The 17,666-nt window shown below is 45.8% G+C and carries 13 protein-coding genes; 4 read left to right on the forward strand and 9 right to left on the reverse strand.

What is annotated here, in order from left to right:
* Nucleotides 1-31: 31 nt before the first annotated feature.
* Genes apaG through AB1S55_RS07815 form a run of 5 tightly spaced genes read right to left on the reverse strand, consistent with a single transcriptional unit; the run spans nt 32 to nt 6,047 of the window.
* Nucleotides 32-403, reverse strand: a complete 372-nt coding sequence (gene apaG, locus AB1S55_RS07795; protein ID WP_370981244.1) for a Co2+/Mg2+ efflux protein ApaG — start codon at nt 401-403, stop codon at nt 32-34.
* Complete coding sequence (gene rsmA, locus AB1S55_RS07800; RefSeq protein ID WP_370981245.1) at nt 400-1,215, reverse strand: 16S rRNA (adenine(1518)-N(6)/adenine(1519)-N(6))-dimethyltransferase RsmA; 816 nt, start codon at nt 1,213-1,215, stop codon at nt 400-402. Before rsmA ends, apaG begins: the two co-directional genes overlap by 4 nt.
* A complete protein-coding gene (pdxA, locus tag AB1S55_RS07805) occupies nt 1,215-2,210 on the reverse strand; it encodes a 4-hydroxythreonine-4-phosphate dehydrogenase PdxA (protein ID WP_370981246.1) in 996 nt (331 codons plus the stop codon). Before pdxA ends, rsmA begins: the two co-directional genes overlap by 1 nt.
* The gene (locus AB1S55_RS07810; protein WP_370981247.1) at nt 2,210-3,505 is read right to left on the reverse strand and encodes a peptidylprolyl isomerase; all 1,296 of its coding nucleotides are present in this window, start codon (nt 3,503-3,505) and stop codon (nt 2,210-2,212) included. The genes pdxA and AB1S55_RS07810 overlap by 1 nt, the downstream gene beginning before the upstream one ends.
* A gap of 28 nt (nt 3,506-3,533) precedes the next feature.
* Nucleotides 3,534-6,047, reverse strand: a complete 2,514-nt coding sequence (locus AB1S55_RS07815; protein ID WP_370981248.1) for an LPS-assembly protein LptD — start codon at nt 6,045-6,047, stop codon at nt 3,534-3,536.
* A gap of 228 nt (nt 6,048-6,275) precedes the next feature.
* On the opposite strand from AB1S55_RS07815, the gene AB1S55_RS07820 reads away from it, so the two are divergent.
* Both AB1S55_RS07820 and AB1S55_RS07825 read left to right on the forward strand, forming a co-directional pair.
* Nucleotides 6,276-7,277 (forward strand): aminoglycoside phosphotransferase family protein, encoded by a 1,002-nt coding sequence (locus AB1S55_RS07820; protein WP_370981249.1) that lies wholly within the window; start codon nt 6,276-6,278, stop codon nt 7,275-7,277.
* Nucleotides 7,274-7,957: a nucleotidyltransferase family protein gene (locus tag AB1S55_RS07825; RefSeq protein ID WP_370981250.1), complete on the forward strand. Its 684-nt coding sequence runs from the start codon at nt 7,274-7,276 to the stop codon at nt 7,955-7,957. Before AB1S55_RS07820 ends, AB1S55_RS07825 begins: the two co-directional genes overlap by 4 nt.
* Here AB1S55_RS07825 and AB1S55_RS07830 read toward each other — a convergent pair.
* Nucleotides 7,954-9,042 carry a DUF3530 family protein gene (locus AB1S55_RS07830; protein ID WP_370981251.1) on the reverse strand — a complete coding sequence of 363 codons (1,089 nt, stop codon included), beginning with the start codon at nt 9,040-9,042 and terminating at the stop codon, nt 7,954-7,956. The two genes, AB1S55_RS07825 and AB1S55_RS07830, sit on opposite strands and share 4 nt — an antisense overlap.
* A 252-nt stretch (nt 9,043-9,294) precedes the next feature.
* On the opposite strand from AB1S55_RS07830, the gene rpe reads away from it, so the two are divergent.
* Together rpe and trpE are read left to right on the forward strand one after the other, a co-directional pair.
* Nucleotides 9,295-9,960 carry a ribulose-phosphate 3-epimerase gene (gene rpe, locus AB1S55_RS07835; RefSeq protein ID WP_370981252.1) on the forward strand — a complete coding sequence of 222 codons (666 nt, stop codon included), beginning with the start codon at nt 9,295-9,297 and terminating at the stop codon, nt 9,958-9,960.
* A gap of 106 nt (nt 9,961-10,066) precedes the next feature.
* Nucleotides 10,067-11,548 carry an anthranilate synthase component I gene (gene trpE, locus AB1S55_RS07840; RefSeq protein WP_370981253.1) on the forward strand — a complete coding sequence of 494 codons (1,482 nt, stop codon included), beginning with the start codon at nt 10,067-10,069 and terminating at the stop codon, nt 11,546-11,548.
* A 55-nt stretch (nt 11,549-11,603) separates the two neighbouring features.
* Here the strand turns inward: trpE and prsR are convergent, their stop codons facing one another.
* From prsR to AB1S55_RS07855, 3 genes are read right to left on the reverse strand one after another with little or no spacing between them, the layout of a single operon-like run.
* On the reverse strand, nt 11,604-12,959 hold the full coding sequence (prsR, locus tag AB1S55_RS07845; RefSeq protein WP_370981254.1) for a PEP-CTERM-box response regulator transcription factor: 1,356 nt from the start codon (nt 12,957-12,959) through the stop codon (nt 11,604-11,606).
* 2 nt (nt 12,960-12,961) lie between these two features.
* Nucleotides 12,962-15,025 carry an XrtA/PEP-CTERM system histidine kinase PrsK gene (prsK, locus tag AB1S55_RS07850; protein WP_370981255.1) on the reverse strand — a complete coding sequence of 688 codons (2,064 nt, stop codon included), beginning with the start codon at nt 15,023-15,025 and terminating at the stop codon, nt 12,962-12,964.
* Nucleotides 15,026-15,061: 36 nt separating this feature from the next.
* Nucleotides 15,062-17,440: a DUF1631 family protein gene (locus tag AB1S55_RS07855; RefSeq protein ID WP_370981256.1), complete on the reverse strand. Its 2,379-nt coding sequence runs from the start codon at nt 17,438-17,440 to the stop codon at nt 15,062-15,064.
* Nucleotides 17,441-17,666 lie beyond the last annotated feature (226 nt).

A 17,666-nucleotide genomic window follows, 5' to 3' on the forward strand; every position in this document is an offset into this window, starting at 1 on the left:
TAGCCTTGTTACACTTTTGCCCTGTTCGGGCTTAGTGTAGGGCGCGAGGGCTGACTAGAGCAAAGCTTGGTATTGGTGTTTCAAACTCTAGGCCGTCTTCAGCGCGCATCATATAGCTGCCTTCCATTACACCGCTATCCGTTTCAAGCACAACACCACTTGTGTATTGATAGCTTTCACCGGGTTGCAGAATAGGCTGCTGGCCGACAACACCAAGGCCTTGAACCTCTTGAATGCCTTCATTACTGTCGATAATTTTCCAGTGGCGGCTAATCAGTTGGGTGCTGATTTCACTGTTGTTCTCAATTGAAATCTCATAGGCGTAAACAAAGCGCCTGTTATCGGGCTGGCTTTCTTTTTCTAAGTAATGTGCTTTAACGTTGACGGTTATATCGTTGTTCATGCTAATTTTTGTAGTTCTGTAATCTGATTTGCTAGGGCGACAAATTGCTCTAGGCCCAACTGTTCTGCACGGCATCCAAGATCGACGCATAGCTCGGTATTTTCTGGCAATGTTTCTAATAATGGTTTGAGTGCATTGCGTAAGGTTTTTCGCCGCTGAGAGAAAGCGAGCTTAACCACTCTTTCCAATTCTTCAAAGCTTTGTGCCGGATAAGGTAGGTTTTTATGTGGGGTGAGTCGCACAATGGCAGATACAACCTTTGGTGCTGGATCGAAGCACTCGGGGGGCACATCAAACAAGTCTTCAGTTTCACACCAGTACTGGGCCATCACACTAAGCCGGCCATAGTTTTTATCGCCAGGTTTTGCTGCTAAGCGCATCACGACTTCTTTTTGCAGCATAAAGTGCATATCGGCTATGCAGTCTTTGTAGCTTAATAAGTGGAAAATAAGCGGTGTTGAAATATTGTAAGGCAGGTTGCCTACAACCCTTAAAGGGCGCTCGGCTTGAGCTAGGCCTGCAAAGTCGAATTTAAGCGCATCACATTCATGGACTTTAAAGCCCGGATTGCGATCAAATTTTACTTTTAGTATTGGGATTAAGTCGCGGTCGAGCTCGATGACATTGAGCTCGGTGCATGATTCAAGCAAAGAGGCGGTAATGGCGCCTTGGCCTGGGCCAATTTCAACAATATTGTCATCGGTTTGTGGCCCAATGGCGCGCACGATATGGCGGATAACGCCAAAATCGACTAAAAAGTTTTGCCCAAAGCGTTTACGCGCTTTGTGCTGTAAAGGGTTCTTGTTCGCCATTAATTTATTTTGCCTATGTTTTGGGTGAGCAGCCAAGCTTGCTCGAGTGCGACTTCTAAGCTGCCTGAATCGGCTTTACCGGTGCCAGCCAAATCAAGTGCTGTGCCATGGTCTACCGATGTACGAATATAAGGCAAACCCAAGGTGATATTGACGGCGTTGCCAAAGCCTAGGTACTTCAATACAGGAAGACCTTGGTCATGATACATTGCTAGCACGGCATCTGCTGTTTCTAGATATCGCGGTGTAAATAGCGTGTCCGCAGGCAAAGGCCCTTGTAGCTTCATTCCTTGCTCGCGCAGCTTGCTTAATACCGGCTCTATTGTTTCGATTTCTTCACGGCCTAAATGACCACCTTCACCAGCATGCGGATTAAGCCCAGCAACTAAAACGCGAGGCTCTTTAATGGCAAATTTTGTTTGAAGTTCTTGATAGAGAATGCGGCTGACTTGCTCTAGCTCAGCTTGTGTTAGCGCGTCACTGACTTCTTTTAAAGGCAGGTGTGTGGTTGCGAGAGCGACTCTTAAACCCGGGCAGGCAAGCATCATGACGACTTTGTTGGTCTTACTTTGCTCGGCAAAAAATTCGGTGTGGCCGCTAAAGGCGTGACCGGCATCATTGATGATACTTTTTTGAACTGGGCCTGTGACGATGGCTTCAGCGTGTTTGTTAAGCGCTAAGTCATTGGCAAGCTGTAAGGTGTTTAAGACATACGCTGCGTTGGCGGCATCAAGCTTGCCGGCTATGCTGGGCTTGTTAAGCGGGCTGTGAATGCAGGCAAGCTCACCGGCCTGTGTTGCACGAGGTGAGTCGTTGGCGCTTGTATGTCGAATGCTGATTTCAAGGCCTAGTTGCTTAGCGCGGCTTTGTAAGAGTTCAGCATCCGCAATCACGCAGAGTTCATAGGCTCGGGCTGTTTGTGCGGCTTTGACGACGAGTTCGGGGCCGATGCCCGCCGGTTCACCGGCGGTTAGAAGTATGCGGGCACAAGTCATTAGATTTTTAATTCAATAAAGGCTTCATCACGGATTTCTTGCATCCAAACCTGAGCCTCATCTTCCATGCGGCGTCCAATAAGAAGGTTGCGTGCTTTATTGCGAATCACCTCTTCACTTAAGTCCTCGTCTCTTCTATCCATCACTTCAAGAATGTGCCAGCCAAATTGTGTTTTAAATGGCTCACTGATTTTACCGACTTCTATCGTTTTTACTGTTTGCTCAAATTCGGGTACAAAAATCTCAGGGCTGGACCACCCCATATCGCCTCCCGTTGCTTTAGAGCCGATGTCATCACTGTATTGTTTGGCTAGTACACTAAAGGTTTTCTCTCCGCTTTCGATCTGTTTGCGAAAGCCCAGTAATTTTTCACGTGCGCCCTCGTCATCAATAATTTCATTGGTCTTAATAAGGATGTGGCGTACATGACTTTGACGAACAACTTGCTTTGTTTCGCCCTCTTTATTTAACAGCTTTAAGATGTGAAAACCTGCTTGTGAGCGCAGTGGTTCGCTGACTTGGCCGATGTCTAGATTCGGCGCAGTTTGAGCAAACAGCGTAGGCAGCTCAGAGCTTTTACGCATGCCTAAATCACCGCCTTTTAGTGCAGCAGGGCCTCGACTTTCGGCAATGGCAAGTTCTGAGAAATTGGCGCCATTTTGTAGTTGCTGATAAATCTCTTCGGCGTGATTTTGTGCAGCGGCAACAGCGCTTGTACCGCCACCGCTAGCAATCGGAATAAGGATGTGCTGTAAGTGATAGGACGGCGCAATCCAGAATTGAGCGTCTGCCGATTTTAAGAAGTTATCAATATCTTTTTCGTTGATTTTAATTCGTTGACGCATCAAACCTTGCACAATGGTTTGCACTTTCAATTGGCGGCGCATGTCCTCTTTAAATTGAGGTAAGTTTGTGCCTTCTTGTTGAAGTGTGGCTGCAAGCTGAGCTTCGGTTAAGTTTTGACGCTTATATAAGTCTTGCATGGACTCAGCAAGCTGCTCATCACTTATCTCAACACCATAAAGATTGGCTACATTTAACTGCAGTGTTTCATCAACTAATTGATTAAGAACTTGCTCTCTTAACACGCTGATAGGGGGCAGAGCGACTCCGGCTGCTCGGCTTCGGTTGATAACACCACTGACGCGTTCGTCTAATTCGCTCTGAGCTATGGTTGTGTCATCAACAACCCCAACAATGCGATCGAGCATTTGTATTTCTGCGCGGGCGGCATAGCTGTAACTAAGTAGTATGGCTAAGCCTGCAAGTTTAAGTTTGGATAATAGTGAGGTCATCTTTGTTTTTACTTTTGTGTTCTGGAGCTTAATGCTCGCTCATTAATCGTTCGCGGCGCTCGTAGCCTGGTAGGGCGTCTTCAAGCATGTTACGAATGCGTGTGCCAGTGCTACCTAGGCCTTTGAATTCAATCTCAAGGTAGACGCCTCGGTCATATTGGCCTGAGCCGCCTTCTTCGTTAGCAACATTACTATCGAGCCAGCGCCTTGCTAAAAAACGTACTCGGTAGCAGCAGTTGTTGTATTCGATACCGCCAAAGGTCTCGAGTTCCTGTTGATTTTCAAAGTCGTAATTACTGCGGCCCATCATAAACCACTGTTGTACGATAGGGGCAACAAATGCGAGATCGACTTGATCAAGTTGTTTACTGCTGCTGATCTCTGGGTCTTTACGAACGAAGCTATAACTCAAGCTGACGAGGCTAAGTTTGTCTTGGCTTGCATAGTTATAGCCTGCGGAAAAACGGCTCATCTGTTCTGCTGCGTCGTCATAGATTAAGTTGCCAAAGACGCCGGAGCCCGCTCGAGCGTTGGCACTAAACTCAAGTGCGATCTCCGAGGAGTTTTGCTGCGCGTCAATGTCACTTTCTAAACCAACTCGGCGGTCTTCAAAATAATTTATTTGGCCTAAGCTAAGCGCAAAAAATTCATGGCCATCTTTGTGGCTCATCCAGCGATTGGTAATACCTGCTGTAAGGCGGTTGGCATCGTCTAAGCGGTCGTAACCACTGAAGCGGGAGTCCCTGTAGAGCTGGCCATAACTAAAGGTTCGTGTTGAGGTATCAAAGTTGACGCCTCCGCCGGAGTTACTGGCGTTGTACAGCGCACTGTGGTCTTCATAGCTTCGGTATAAATAATACAAGCGCGGTTCTAAGGTTTGTAAATAGCGCCCCTGAGGATTTTCAAAGACAAGACTTGCGTCGACAGAGGCCTGTGGTGCGCCGAGGCTGACGTGCTCTTGTTCTATGCTATCCCCTTCGCCTGGACTGAGCTTGTACTGGCGATACTTATAGCCGACTTCCGGTTTGATATAACCCGCAGCATTGCTAAAGCGCTGGCCTAAAGTGTAATCCGCGGCATAGCGCTGGCCTGTGATAATGGGTTTACCGCTGATACTTAGACCTTGCTCATGATCAAAGCTTGTGAGCTGGTTGTCTAAGTTTAGGTTCATGCGGCCAAGGTAGTAATTACCATTAGCCTCTATTTGCGGAAGCTTTCGGTAGGGGGCATCAAGGTTTAGTAAGAGCGTTTGGTAATCTTGAACTCTTAGGTTGAGATCCCAGTTATCGAGCTGAGTACCTGCGACTAACTTTTGGTCGAGGTAGGTGGTATTGGCCACTTCAAAAGAGGACGTACCTAAGTCTCGAAAATAATCTTCATCCGAGGTTAAGTTATAGTCGACCTCGGTATACCAGCCACTGCCTAAGCCGCCGTTTTGTTTGTACTGAAATAACCAGCGATTAGTTCCAACATGAGTGTTGCTAGAGCCGTCGTGACCTTGGGAGCCGCCGTCATCGGGTAGGAAGGAGCCGCTTACTTTTTGTTCAATAGAGTGGCTTAAATGGCGGAACTCGGCTTCAAGCATCGGTCCGCGGTCACTAATAATACGCGGGGTGATGGTCGCGTCATAATTAGGCGCCAAGTTTAAATAATAAGGCAGGCTAATATCTAAACCGCCTTTATCACTGGTGCTAAAGCTCGGCGCTAAAAAGCCCGATTGACGCTGATCCCCAACGGGAAAAGTCGCATAGGGTAGGTAGAAAATGGGGACGTCGGCAATGCGAAATTTAACGTGTTTACCATAACCTTGCCCGGTTAGTTCATTGATACCCAGCTCGGCGCCTTCGAGTGACCAAGCGTTGGAGTCCGGTGCACAACTGGTGATATGGCCGTTTCTGAGTACGGCTTTACCGCGACCTTCTTGGGCTATGCTGCTGGCGCTGCCGCGGATATGTTGATTGTGTAAAACAATTCGGGCGTCAATAAACTCGGCTTCTTCTTTGGTGGTATCCACTCGGGCGCTTTCTCCGCGAATGAGTAAGCCTTGTTGACGGATAACAACATCGCCTTGCATTAAGGCGCTATCGTCTGCTCGGCTATACACCATTTTGTCAGCTGCAATAGAGCGCGGGCCCTGCGAGACTTCGACATCCCCTTCTAGGGTTGCATGCACACCTCCGATAACTTCAGTTGAATCGGCTTCAACAATCAGCGGTAGTTCTGCCATGTCAGCATCGTCGATCGACTGATCTGCAAATGGGTCTACATAGATACCGGTGCAGCCTGGCGCTAACTCGTGTTGTTGCGCAGGATTCAGTTGATCTTTATTGAGCCAATCTAGATCTGCAAAGCTGTGAGTCGTGCTATTGCATGCTTGGTTTGTATCTGCGTTTTCACTATCGCAAATCCCATCGGTACTGTCGGCATAGATAGTGTCGGCATACGTTTGAGCTAGGGGCACAAGAGTGCTAGCGATTAGCAGAGTACGCCTAAGGCTTGCAGCTAAGAGCTTATTTTTCGGGCTAATAAAGCGAAGTGGCATGTGTTGCAACAGGTCGATGATGACGGACTGCGTATAAGGCAGAGATTCAAAACGAGCATTCTACCTGCGCAAATGACTAAAGCACAGTCTATGTGCTTCGATGATTTCTTGCCGGATCGAGGACAAGCTCGAATATCTCAAGTAAAGTTAAAGGCAGACTTTAACTTGTGGCTTGAAAAATACTATTAGGAGGGAATTCTGTCTAGTTTATGTGCTCGTACTGAGGCGATGTTAGGCTTTGCTGAGCGTTCTTGTGAAGCGGCATTGATAGAGCTTAAATCTAAGCAGCTTAAGCCACTGAGTGGTGATGCCGGCGCTCGACGATATTACCGTTTAGATACCCAAGCTAAAGTGCTGCTTGTGGATGCCCCACCTGAAAGTGAAAATTCTGAGCGATTCTGTGCAGTGGCTAGTTGGCTGTCTAAGCGTGGCTTGCGTGTGCCTAAAATCCTAGCTCATGATAGTGAACAAGGGTTCTTGTTGCTTGAGGATTTAGGTGATGCCTTACTACAAGCGCAGCTTAATGAGGATACAGTTGATACCTATTATGCAGAGGCAATGTCTATGCTGTTGCATTTACAGGCTTCTGAGCTTGATGCAGCACTTTTCCCTGCTTATGACCGTGCTTTATTGCAGCGAGAGTTAGATTTGTTTGATGAGTGGTTTTTAACGCACCTTTTATCTTTTGAGCTTAATGTCGAGCAGCAAGCGGCGTTAGCGGTACTAAAGCAAATGTTGATCGAGAGCGCTATATCTGAGCCTCAAGTTATTGTTCATCGAGACTTTCATAGTCGTAACTTGCTCTTATTGGCCGATGAAAGTTTGGCAACTATTGATTTTCAAGACGCTGTATATGGCCCTTTAAGCTATGACTTGGTTAGCTTACTTAAGGATTGTTACATTGACTGGCCGCGAGAACGAGTAGAGCGCTGGGCTTTAACTTATGCATCTCTAGCAGCAGACGCGGGTCTTATGCCTGCACAAGGTGCTACTGAGTTCTTACGCTCTTTTGATTTAATGGGCTTGCAGCGTCACTTAAAAGTATTGGGTATCTTTGCTCGTTTATCTCTAAGAGATGGCAAGCATCACTATTTGCAAGATCTGCCTCGGGTCTTAGCTTATGTGCTTGAGGTCCTATCTTTATACGATGAGGCTGGGATCTTAAGTTCATTGTTTGCAGATCAACTTTCTCCGACATTAAGTACTCGATTACAGAGTTTGGCATCATGAAGGCGATGATTTTTGCCGCAGGGGAAGGGCGACGCATGCGGCCTTTGACACTGGAAAAGCCTAAGCCTTTATTGCTGGCCGGCTCCTGTAGTTTGCTTGAGCATCAGTTGCAAAAGTTGATTGCTGCAGGTGTTAGCGAATGTGTGATTAATGTCAGCTACCTTGCCGAGCAAATAGAAACTGCGTTAAAACAGATGGACCTGGGCGGGATAACGCTTAGCTTGTCGTTTGAAGAGGAGCCTTTAGAGACCGGGGGGGGGCTATTAAAAGCATTGCCTTTATTGGGGCACGAGCCTTTTCTGTTGGTCAATGCTGATGTGTGGACGGATTACGATTACAGTCAACTGCTAAAGCGCTCTTTAGATGAAGGAGAGCTTGCCCATTTGGTGCTGATTCCGAACCCGCCTTTTAAAGAAACGGGTGATTTTGATTTTACTTGTGGTGAGCGAATAGGGCCCTTGGCTGCTTCTCAAGAAGCAGGTTGGACCTTTAGCGGTATCAGCTTGATTGATCCTCGCTTAATTAGCGCTTATAGCAAGGCTAGATCTATTTTCCCTATGAAAGAGGCCTTGCTCGAGGCTATGCATGCCAATCGTGTGACAGGCTCGATATTTAAAGGTGAGTGGGATGATATAGGCACTCCCGAGCGCTTGCTCAGCCTTCAGCAGCGTTTAGCTTAGCGCTCTATTTCAACGCCTTTGGCTTTGCGGTTTAAAAAGCCTCGAATACGTTTACTTAAGCGGTTCTCTTGTCTGGATGTACTGTGGAGAGGCTCCATAATCAGGCTCTGTTCATAGGCGTTAAAATTATGGCTTTTGGCAATGTTGAGGCGCTCTTGGGTCTTAAGTTGGTCGATAGGGTGTTGAGAGAAGCTAATATCCAGTATTGGTAAGTTGAGTTCGTTGAAGCGAGTCAGTGCTGCATTAAGATCCCCTGCTTTGTGCGGCATTGGGTTAACTAATACTAGGGCTCGCATTTGCTTGGTTGGGTTTTTAGCGTGAGTAAAAACATAGTCGAGTACACGTTGAGCGGAATTGCCATAAGCGACTAAAACGATATTGAATTGTCCGTTGTTATGGAGAAACTGGATGGCGGCGTCGATGCGCGCAAGTCCGCTGTCTTTTTTGATGCTTGTTTCCGTGTTTTTTTCTTTTGTCGTTATTTCTTGCTGATTTTCTATTGGCTTTTCTACCGCTTCGTCTTGGCTTGAGTCGTTTTCAGTTTTATCGCCATTTTCATCGGCTTCTGTTTCGGCAGGTTTTTGTTCTGCTTTTACTTGTTTGGGGGCTGGGCGTGAGGGGATCGCGCTTGCAGGATGGGGGCTGATTTCAATAGACAGGGTGGCCCAGCCGCTTGTGCTTAAATGGGTGCGTAGAGGCTCTATTGTGTATGGCCAGTTGGGGGTTTGGCCATCTGTAGGAACGAGAAGTACCGCGCCATAGGCTTGACCAGTACTATCTTTTCGCCAAAGGGCGTGAAAGCTTTCACCTTCTGCTTGCAAAGTGTTGAGTTCATTTGCTTTATAGCTGGCTTTGAGTTGTTTAATGAGATTTTGGTGAGGCTTGGGAACGGTACGCTCTATGGCGTTTTTATTTGCAGATGGCTCGTTCTCTGCTGATCGCTCCTTACCTGCTGACGACTCCTCATCCGCTGACGGCTCTTCACCCTCCAAGGATTGTGTTTTTTCGGGGGTGTTTGGCTCATCTGCTTTGTCTTGAGCAAAGCTGGCCAAGCTTGAAAGTAGTAAGCTTGCTAAAAGAGCCATAAAAACTTGCTTGCTCAGTGGCAAGAAGCTTGATGTCAATCTCTGTATTGTTGCAAGTCTTAGCAAGGGTAGCCCAGTGTGTTTAGGTTTATGCTTGTCTTTGCTCTTTAGTTTAGATGCATTGTGGCGCTTGTGTTTTGCTCAAAATACGACACTTATAGGCTTCAGTGCGCTATCTCGTGTGCTTGGCATAGATTTATAGGGGCGATCCTTAGTACAATTTTGTTTTTGCACTTACGCAGGTTGTGTTTCATGTCTTTTTTAATTGCCCCTTCAATCTTAGCTGCTGATCTCGCTCGTTTAGGGCAGGAGTGTGATGATGTGCTCGCAGCTGGGGCGGATATGATCCATTTTGATGTTATGGATAATCACTATGTGCCAAATTTGACCTTTGGCCCAATGATCTGTGAAGCTCTGCGTAAGCATGGAGTCACAGCACCAATCGATGTGCATTTGATGGTTGAGCCGGTAGACGATTTAATTGTTAGCTTTGCTGATGCGGGTGCTGATTTCATCAGTTTTCATCCGGAGGCGTCTCGCCATGTGGACCGATCGCTAAAACTGATCGAGTCTAAAGGATGCAAAAAAGCCTTGGTCTTAAACCCTGCAAGCCCTGTTTCTCTTATTGAACCGGTACTGGATCAGCTGGATATGCTCTTATTTATGTCGGTCAACCCAGGTTTTGGTGGTCAGAAGTTCTTACCTTATGTGCTGGATAAAATTCGCAAGGCAAAAGCGCTTATTGTTGAGCGTGGTCTCGAGTGTCGTATCGAAGTGGACGGTGGTGTAGGTGTTAACAATATTCGTCAGGTCGCAGAGGCTGGCGCTGATACGTTTGTGGCTGGTTCGGCTATCTTTGGCAGTGATGATTACGCCGATGTTGTTAAGGCCATGCGTGTTGAATTAGAAGGGCTTTAAGGTAAGAGTGTGTTAAAGCGTCATTACAGCCCAGGATTTCGTTTTGTAGAGCGTTGGCGTGACTGATTTTGTTTCAGTTAGCCCCCACTACAAAACAGGATAAAACATGAAGAAAGAAGAATTTTCAGCCCTTGCCAAGCAAGGCTATAACCGTATTCCCGTGACTCGGACTATTTTAGCCGATACGGAAACCCCTCTAACTGCTTATTTAAAGCTTGCGGCAGGCCCTTATAGTTATCTATTTGAGTCTGTGCAGGGTGGTGAAAAATGGGGTCGCTATTCCATTATTGGCTTACATGCATCAGAGCGCGTAGAAATTCGTGAAGATAGCATTGTTATTAAGCGTGAGGCTCAGGCCGATGAGTTTGTTAAAAATAAAGATGCGCTCGAATTTGTTGCTGAATATCAGAACAGTTTTAAGGTGCCGGAACTTGAAGGTTTACCCAGTTTCTTTGGTGGCTTAGTTGGTTATTTTGCTTATGACGCTGTGCGTTATGTTGAAGATAAACTGGCCGGCCATGCTCCTGACGATGAGCTGGATGTGCCCGACATCTTGCTGATGGTTTCTAACGAAGTGCTTGTCTTTGATAATTTGCAAGGCAAAATTCACCTTGTTGTTAATGTTGACCCTGCTCAAGAGCAGGCTTTTGAGCGTGCACATACACGCATTGATGAGCTTCGAGATAAGCTTGAAAACAGCGTGGTAAAAAGTGATCGTTTACTGGCTAATATCGACTCAGCCAAAACCGAAAGTGAAACAGTGTTTGAGTCGAGTTATGGCCGCGATAGCTTTATGCAGGCAGTGGCAAAGATTAAAGACTATATCCTTGCTGGTGATACCATGCAGGTAGTTCTTGCCCAGCGTATGACTGGGGAATTTACTGCTAAGCCGATTAATCTATATCGCGCTTTACGCAGCTTAAATCCTTCACCATATATGTATTTTATGGATTTGGGCGATTTTCAAATTGTCGGTTCAAGCCCTGAAATTCTTGCCCGCCTTGAAGACGGTGAAGTCACCGTTAGACCTATTGCTGGCACTCGCCGTCGCGGTTATACCGAAGAAGAAGATAAAGCGTTAGAAAAAGAATTGATTAATGACCCCAAGGAGATTGCTGAGCATTTAATGCTGATCGACTTGGGTCGTAATGATGTGGGTCGAGTTGCTGAAGTGGGCTCAGTGACATTGACTGAAAAAATGGTTGTTGAGCGTTTTAGCCACGTTTTGCATATTACTTCTAATGTAACAGCGAAGCTCAAACCCGAATTAGATGCAATGGATGTATTAAAAGCATCATTGCCTGCCGGCACTTTATCAGGCGCACCTAAAATTAGAGCAATGCAAATTATTGACGAGCTGGAGCCCGTTAAGCGTGGTATCTATGGTGGTGCAGTTGGTTATTTAAGCTGGAATGGTCATTTAGATATGGCCATTGCCATACGTACGGCTGTTATTAAAGATGGTAAGGCCCATGTTCAAGCTGGAGCGGGAGTGGTTGCGGACTCTGTTCCCGAGCTGGAATGGAAAGAAACAATGAATAAAGCTCGGGCTTTATTTGGTGCTATTGATTGGGTTAATAATAGCTAAGTTGTTTGCAGCTTGAAGCCTTTTTGGGCTTCAAGCTAGGGCAGTAACCTTGTTGCTAGATCTGGGCAATATTGTATTTTTTCATCAGGTCATACAGGGTGGGGCGAGTCACACCTAATAGTTTTGCCGATGAACTGATATTGTTGTCTGTCATCGATAAAGCTCGCATGATCGCTCCTCGCTCAGCTTTATAGCGCACTTCACGTAAGTTTAGGTCCAGCTCTCGTTCTAGACTCATACCTAGGTCATCGGCACTGACGAGTTTTTCATCTGCCATAACCACGCCGCGATTTATTCGGTTTTCCATCTCTCTGATATTACCGGGCCAAGTGTAACTCTCGATAATTTCGCAGGCCTCGGGGGTGAAACCAGTCACATTACTATTATTTTTTTGCGCGGCTTTTTTTAAGAAGTGTCGTGCAAGTAATAGGCTGTCACCACTTCGTTCTCGAAGAGGTGGGATGGCGATTTCCATTTCACAGATTCGATAATAAAGGTCTTCTCTAAATAGGCCCTCTTTGACTAGCTCTTGTAGGTTTTTATTGGTTGCACAGATAACTCTAACATCAACAGGGATCTCTTCACGGCCACCAAGGCGTTCGATATGCCGCTCTTGTAAAAAACGCAGTAACTTGGCTTGTAGAGGCAAAGGCATATCGCCGATTTCATCTAGGAATAGAGTACCGTGATTAGCGGTTTCAACCTTGCCTAAGGTGCGCTTGCTGGCTCCGGTGAAGGCGCCTTTTTCATAACCAAAAAGTTCACTTTCCATTAAGTTTTCAGGTACAGCAGCGCAATTAATGGCGACCATGCGTTTGTCTTTGCGGGGGCTGCTGTTGTGCAGGGCCTTGGCGAGTACTTCTTTACCCGTACCGCTTTCACCTAAAAAGGTGCAGGTGACATTGCTTGGAGCCAGTTTTTCTATCATGCGACAAATTTTTAGCATTTTTTCGTCGCAGGCAATTACCCCATCTAAAGGGCTGTGCATTTGTTCTTGCAGCAAGCGATTCTGCTGTTCAAGTTTGTGTATATGAAAGGCGCGCTCGAGGATAAGGTCGAGAGTGTCTGGGTTAACGGGCTTTTGGTAGAAATCGTAAGCTCCCATAGCCACTGCGCGCACGGCATTTTCATAATCGGCGTTACCGGTCATAACAATGATTTTTGTGGCGGGAGAGAGCGCACTGATCTCTTGAATGCATTTAAAACCCTCTTCGACGCCTTCGTCATCAGGCGGTAAACCTAAGTCTTGCAAGACGATAGCCGGTTCATGCAGGCGAATGGCATCAATAGCTTGTGCGCGATTACTGGCAATGTAGACTTCGTACTGATCAAAGTGCCAGCGCAGTTGGCTCTGCAGGCCGGTATCATCTTCGACGATCAGTAATTTATTAAGCTGTTGTTTTTTTGCCATGCTTACGCCGTTGGTATTGATAAGGTAAAGGTCGTGCCTTCGCCGACCTGACTTTTGACATCGATGTGGCCACCAATAGATTCTATATATTCCTTAGCCTGAAATACACCAACCCCCATACCTTTGCCCGCCTTTGTACTTTCAAATGCTCGAAAGAGTTTATGACGTATAAATTCATTGCTCATGCCTTCACCATTATCTTCAATAATGACGAGGGCGTACTCATTGTCGTTTTGGTAATAAATATCGATAAAGCCTTGGTCGGATGTCGCGTCTTGAGCGTTGTGAATAAGGTGGGTGAATACCATTACTAATGAGTCAAAATCGGCCTTAATACTGATGTCAGGGTCTATATTGCTAAGGCTTGGAGTTGGTAGGCTTTTTTGGCAGCGGCGCACAGCATCGAGAATGAGTGTTTTTAATTTAATGCTTTGAATTTGTTCGGGCTCATTTTGTTTTAGCTTGCGCAATAAGGTATTCATACGCTCTACCGAATTGCTAATCGTGCTAATGGCGTCTTCGACAAAAGCGGGGTTATCTTTGTGTTTTTCTGCGTTTTTCACGACTAAACTTTGTTGTGCTATGAGGTTTTTTAAGTCATGCATCAAAAAGGCAGAAAGCCTGTTAACTGCCTCAAACTGGCGCGCTTCAGATAGTAGTTCACTTTGCTCATGCCTAGATATATAACTAGCAATTTGACGGCCAACGGTTTTAGCTAAGTCTAAGTCTTCCCAGTTGGGGCGTTCATTACTTTGCGGTTCGGCAAGTAGGATAAAACCATTAAGTGTTCCTTCTACAAGTAGGGGCATAATCAACCAACAGTGATCAATTTCTTCAACGTGATCTGGTAGTTGGTCGTTGTATTGGCACATTTGTTTTTGGTTGGCGCTAGGTGCAAAGACCCAGCCTTGGGCCAGTGTTTTGGCAAAGGCGCTATCGAGTTCGATATTTTCTAGCTTCAGTGTCGGGTTTAAGCCTTGTTGCTCGGCGGCGACAAGCTGTCTGTCTTGCACTAACCATAAAGCCGAACTTTTACAGCGAAACAAGTCTGCCGCAGCTGAGATAGCAATATCACCACACTGTTTGTGCTCTGTCGGCAGTGATAACAGGTCTATCAGTTTTAACCACTCATTGCGGTAATCGTATTTGTAATTAAATAGGTGTTTATTAATAAAGACATTGATGCCTTGGCGTATTTGCGAAGAGGAAAATAAAAGTACGATAGCGATCGTGCTTGTCGCAGCTATAGCTGAGAAAATCACACTCGACCAGCTAGCCTCATTAAACTCTACATAATAACCGCCGGCGCCAAGAAGCAATAATAGGGCGCCAGAAATAGTCAGGGAGGTGCTATAAAAAACCACCGAACGAGAGAAGCGTAAATTGACTTGATGTAATTGATTGTCGCGTAAAAAGAGTAAAGCGACAGTTGTAAACGCTAGGGCTATACAGCTAACGGAGGCTCTGGCTTGCCAAAGGCTTTGATTCAATTCATGGTTGATCAGGTTGTGAGCGTAGATTAGCGCATCAAAGATGAAAATAAGGCCAAGGCCTAAGCAAATAACCCTAAGCGGTCTGTTGTGGGGCAGGTTGCGGTAGAGTTGTTCCAAGCTCAGAAAGCAGAATACGGAAAAAACAATACTGCTCCACTGTAATGCTTGCAGTTGTATGTCTTCTAAATAGTCGCTGAGTAGGTTGCTAAGTGCTAGCCCTGGTATAGCGATACTGAGGGTGTAAGCACTGATGCGCAGTATTTTAGGTAAGCTATTTGAGCATAAACGCTGGGTGGCTAAAACAAGCGCAAATAACCAAAGCCCTAATTGTATACTTTCTATAAGCCATATTTGGCTAATGATCTGAGAGCTATGTTCTAGGTGTTTTTGTTGAGTAAAGGGGTCGAGTAGAGTAATACCTAGGAAGAACGTACTTTGTGTGAATGCCGCTCCGATAAATGCAGGCCCTAGGTGTAAGCGTTTATAGCGTAAGAGCAGCGTCAGGAAAAAGCTTAGGCTTATAAAGCTAGATGCAAGGTAAATAAGCGCGGTAATACTTAGGCTGCTTTGCATTGGTTTGGCTGTCCTCTTTATAGTACGGTTAGCTGCTTACGATAGGGGCTGGCTAGCTTTACTAATGTTGCCGACTCGAGTTATTAAACTTGTCATTATTCGATCAAATAAAGGTGTGTTGGAAAGCACGATCGCTTTTTTAAATTGCATGTCATAAGCAAACTGCCTGCGGCTTTTGTTTAAGGCTTTAAAGCCAAAGCGATTAACAAAAATATAGTTTTCCGCGTTTAGTTTTGCACTAAGTTTGCAGCGTAAAGCTTTTTTTTCACCCAGGTAATTAAACCAAGTTCCCTCTGCCATATCTTTAGCTTTTTGATAAAACTCGTTGCTGAGTTGTTCGTAACGACTTTGTTGGCGTTCTAGCGCATCCATATCTTCCCAGGCTTTAGTGGCATGCTCATCTTTACCGAGCTTGATACGCTGTTCGGAGTTGATACCTTGGCGCTGTATCTGTGGGCTTGTATTATTAGCAGCTTTGATTAATAAGTGCTCCAGTTCAGCGAGCTTCTCTTTACAGACCTCATCGTTATTGATCGTTAAGGCTATGCCTGTAGCAAGTTGCTGTAATAAATTGGGTAATAAACGCTGTAGACGCGCGATCGATTTTGTATCGCTATGGCCCTGACTAATCCAAACAAGATCACTCACGACTTGCTCGTACTCTATCCACTCACTTGATTGGCGGCCACCACGGGCGTGGCTAATGAGTAATACTTGCAGCCAAGTACTAACTAAAAACTCATTTAGCTGAGCCGGTAGCTGTTGATCTTTAATTTTTTCATAAATCGTTGTTTGAGCCATTTCGCGTGCACAAGAGAGCTTAACTTTACCGCTTTCACTTTGCTCTGTTCTACTGGTGACGATTGCGGCTTTGTCTTGTTCGCTTTGCAGGGCTGCTTGAATTTCTGCTCGGGCAGTTCTAAAAAAATCTTGGTCTAGCTTAAATTGCCGGTTTAGCTGCTGGATGATGCGGCTCATCAGTTGATAAAGCGTGTCTTTCTCTAGAGACTTGTTGTCATCAATGCCCATGCCTGCTTCTGTAATTGTATTAATCAGTAAGCGCGCGGGGTGATTTTGATCATTCAGAAAGTTGCTATCGTATAAAGCCACTTTTAATACAGGTATTTGTAAGCGGCAGATTAAAGATTGCACAGCGATTGGCAGCTGCTCATCTTCGAGTATTTTGTCAAAAAATAACGCAATTAAGTTGATGATGTCTTCATCTGGTTGACTGGTGGCTTGTGGCTTCTTTGGGTCTTGTTTGGCGAGGATTTGTTTAACTAAAAGGGGCACATAGTTTTTGGGCTCGCCCTGGTCGATACGAGCGTCTAGCTGAGTTTGAGCCTGGCTTAGTTTTTGGCTCAGCTCTGCTGCGGGCATTAAAGTTCCGGGGTTTTCACTAAATACATGGTAATTAGCGAGATCGTCTATATCCGGTAATTGGGTTTGTCGAGCTGTACGTATAGAGGCCATCAAAACGCTTAAGACCGAGGCTTCAATATTAAAACCTTGGTGGTGACCTAGGTTTTGAGTTAGATTTTGCCCATGCTTTAGCTGGCTTGAGAGTGGTTGGAAGGTATTGTTACTCGGTACTGCTTGTGTGCCTGTTTCAAATTGTTCGAAATTAGCCGCTTTGATTTTCCCTCTAGAGCAAAAGGCTCCTGTTGACCGAGTTTCGGAAGCTGCGGTTTCTGCTCCGAGTGCTTCTTTCTGCTCTATCTCAAATCCTGATCTTGACTCTGCTTCTTCGCATACGGTTTTACTTTTTGGGGGCGCTACTTTGGGCAGTATGCCAGCATTAATAAGCACCCGATTACAGTCAGCAAAGACATGCCCTAGCTGTTTAAGCACATGGGTTTCAAAAAGCTTAAACATGATCAGTTGGGTTTTAATATTGAGGCTTAGCTGCTCCTTACAGATTTGGCTAAACAGCTGGCTTAATGTAAGTGGAGCGAGTGGGTTGTGTTGTTGCTTAAGTAATAGAGGCTCTAGCAGTTTAGCTAAGCGAGCTTCTAATTCGTGAAGCTCAATGCGGTATGTATCGCGACTACGGTCGGCCATGTTTTTCTGGGCCAGTTCTAGCTCAAGTACTTCGCTATCTACAATAGAAAGCGCATTGTCGGCCTCTGGTGTAGCTGCGGGGTTTAAGTACGCTTGGCTTTGTTCTTCGACAAGCGATTTAAAATACGTTTCTAATTTTTGGCCAAAGTCACTAATAAACTTGTTGCGTGCAGAGCGAATGGCTCGCTTGGCCTCAAAGTAGAGGTTCTCTTCATTGTTTGTGGTCGCTCGGCCACTGAGTTCGTAGAACAGTTGGTCTGATGAACTAAAAAGCTCGGCCAATAAGGTCTGTATATGGTCATGGCTAATCTCAGCGATTTGCTGAAGCAGCTCCTTATTTGCATTTGAGATCATCGTTCTTGCAAAGCCTTCCATTAAAGCGTGTACCGTTCTCTAGAAAGGGCCTTAGCTCCATTTCAAACCTTTGGGCTTGAATGCTTCCTATCTGCCTGCCAGCAGCGCGGTGTATTGTTATGTTGCATTTTATTGTACACGCTTCGCTACCTAGCCTGCAGTAGTGGATTTGTGTGCTTGTTTCATACGCTCGGCAACCTATAATGTGGGCCTCGCTTACTTTAGG

This window comes from Agaribacterium sp. ZY112 (assembly GCF_041346925.1).
In the GTDB taxonomy this organism is placed as follows: Bacteria; Pseudomonadota; Gammaproteobacteria; order Pseudomonadales; family Cellvibrionaceae; genus Agaribacterium.

Bases quoted from the DNA above. Each gene is read 5' to 3' on its own strand.
- apaG (WP_370981244.1), bottom strand. From the start codon at position 403: ATGAACAACGATATAACCGTCAACGTTAAAGCACATTACTTAGAAAAA.
- rsmA (WP_370981245.1), bottom strand. From the start codon at position 1,215: ATGGCGAACAAGAACCCTTTACAGCACAAAGCGCGTAAACGCTTTGGG.
- pdxA (WP_370981246.1), bottom strand. From the start codon at position 2,210: ATGACTTGTGCCCGCATACTTCTAACCGCCGGTGAACCGGCGGGCATC.
- AB1S55_RS07810 (WP_370981247.1), bottom strand. From the start codon at position 3,505: ATGACCTCACTATTATCCAAACTTAAACTTGCAGGCTTAGCCATACTA.
- AB1S55_RS07815 (WP_370981248.1), bottom strand. From the start codon at position 6,047: ATGCCACTTCGCTTTATTAGCCCGAAAAATAAGCTCTTAGCTGCAAGC.
- AB1S55_RS07820 (WP_370981249.1), top strand. From the start codon at position 6,276: ATGTTAGGCTTTGCTGAGCGTTCTTGTGAAGCGGCATTGATAGAGCTT.
- AB1S55_RS07825 (WP_370981250.1), top strand. From the start codon at position 7,274: ATGAAGGCGATGATTTTTGCCGCAGGGGAAGGGCGACGCATGCGGCCT.
- AB1S55_RS07830 (WP_370981251.1), bottom strand. From the start codon at position 9,042: ATGGCTCTTTTAGCAAGCTTACTACTTTCAAGCTTGGCCAGCTTTGCT.
- rpe (WP_370981252.1), top strand. From the start codon at position 9,295: ATGTCTTTTTTAATTGCCCCTTCAATCTTAGCTGCTGATCTCGCTCGT.
- trpE (WP_370981253.1), top strand. From the start codon at position 10,067: ATGAAGAAAGAAGAATTTTCAGCCCTTGCCAAGCAAGGCTATAACCGT.
- prsR (WP_370981254.1), bottom strand. From the start codon at position 12,959: ATGGCAAAAAAACAACAGCTTAATAAATTACTGATCGTCGAAGATGAT.
- prsK (WP_370981255.1), bottom strand. From the start codon at position 15,025: ATGCAAAGCAGCCTAAGTATTACCGCGCTTATTTACCTTGCATCTAGC.
- AB1S55_RS07855 (WP_370981256.1), bottom strand. From the start codon at position 17,440: ATGATCTCAAATGCAAATAAGGAGCTGCTTCAGCAAATCGCTGAGATT.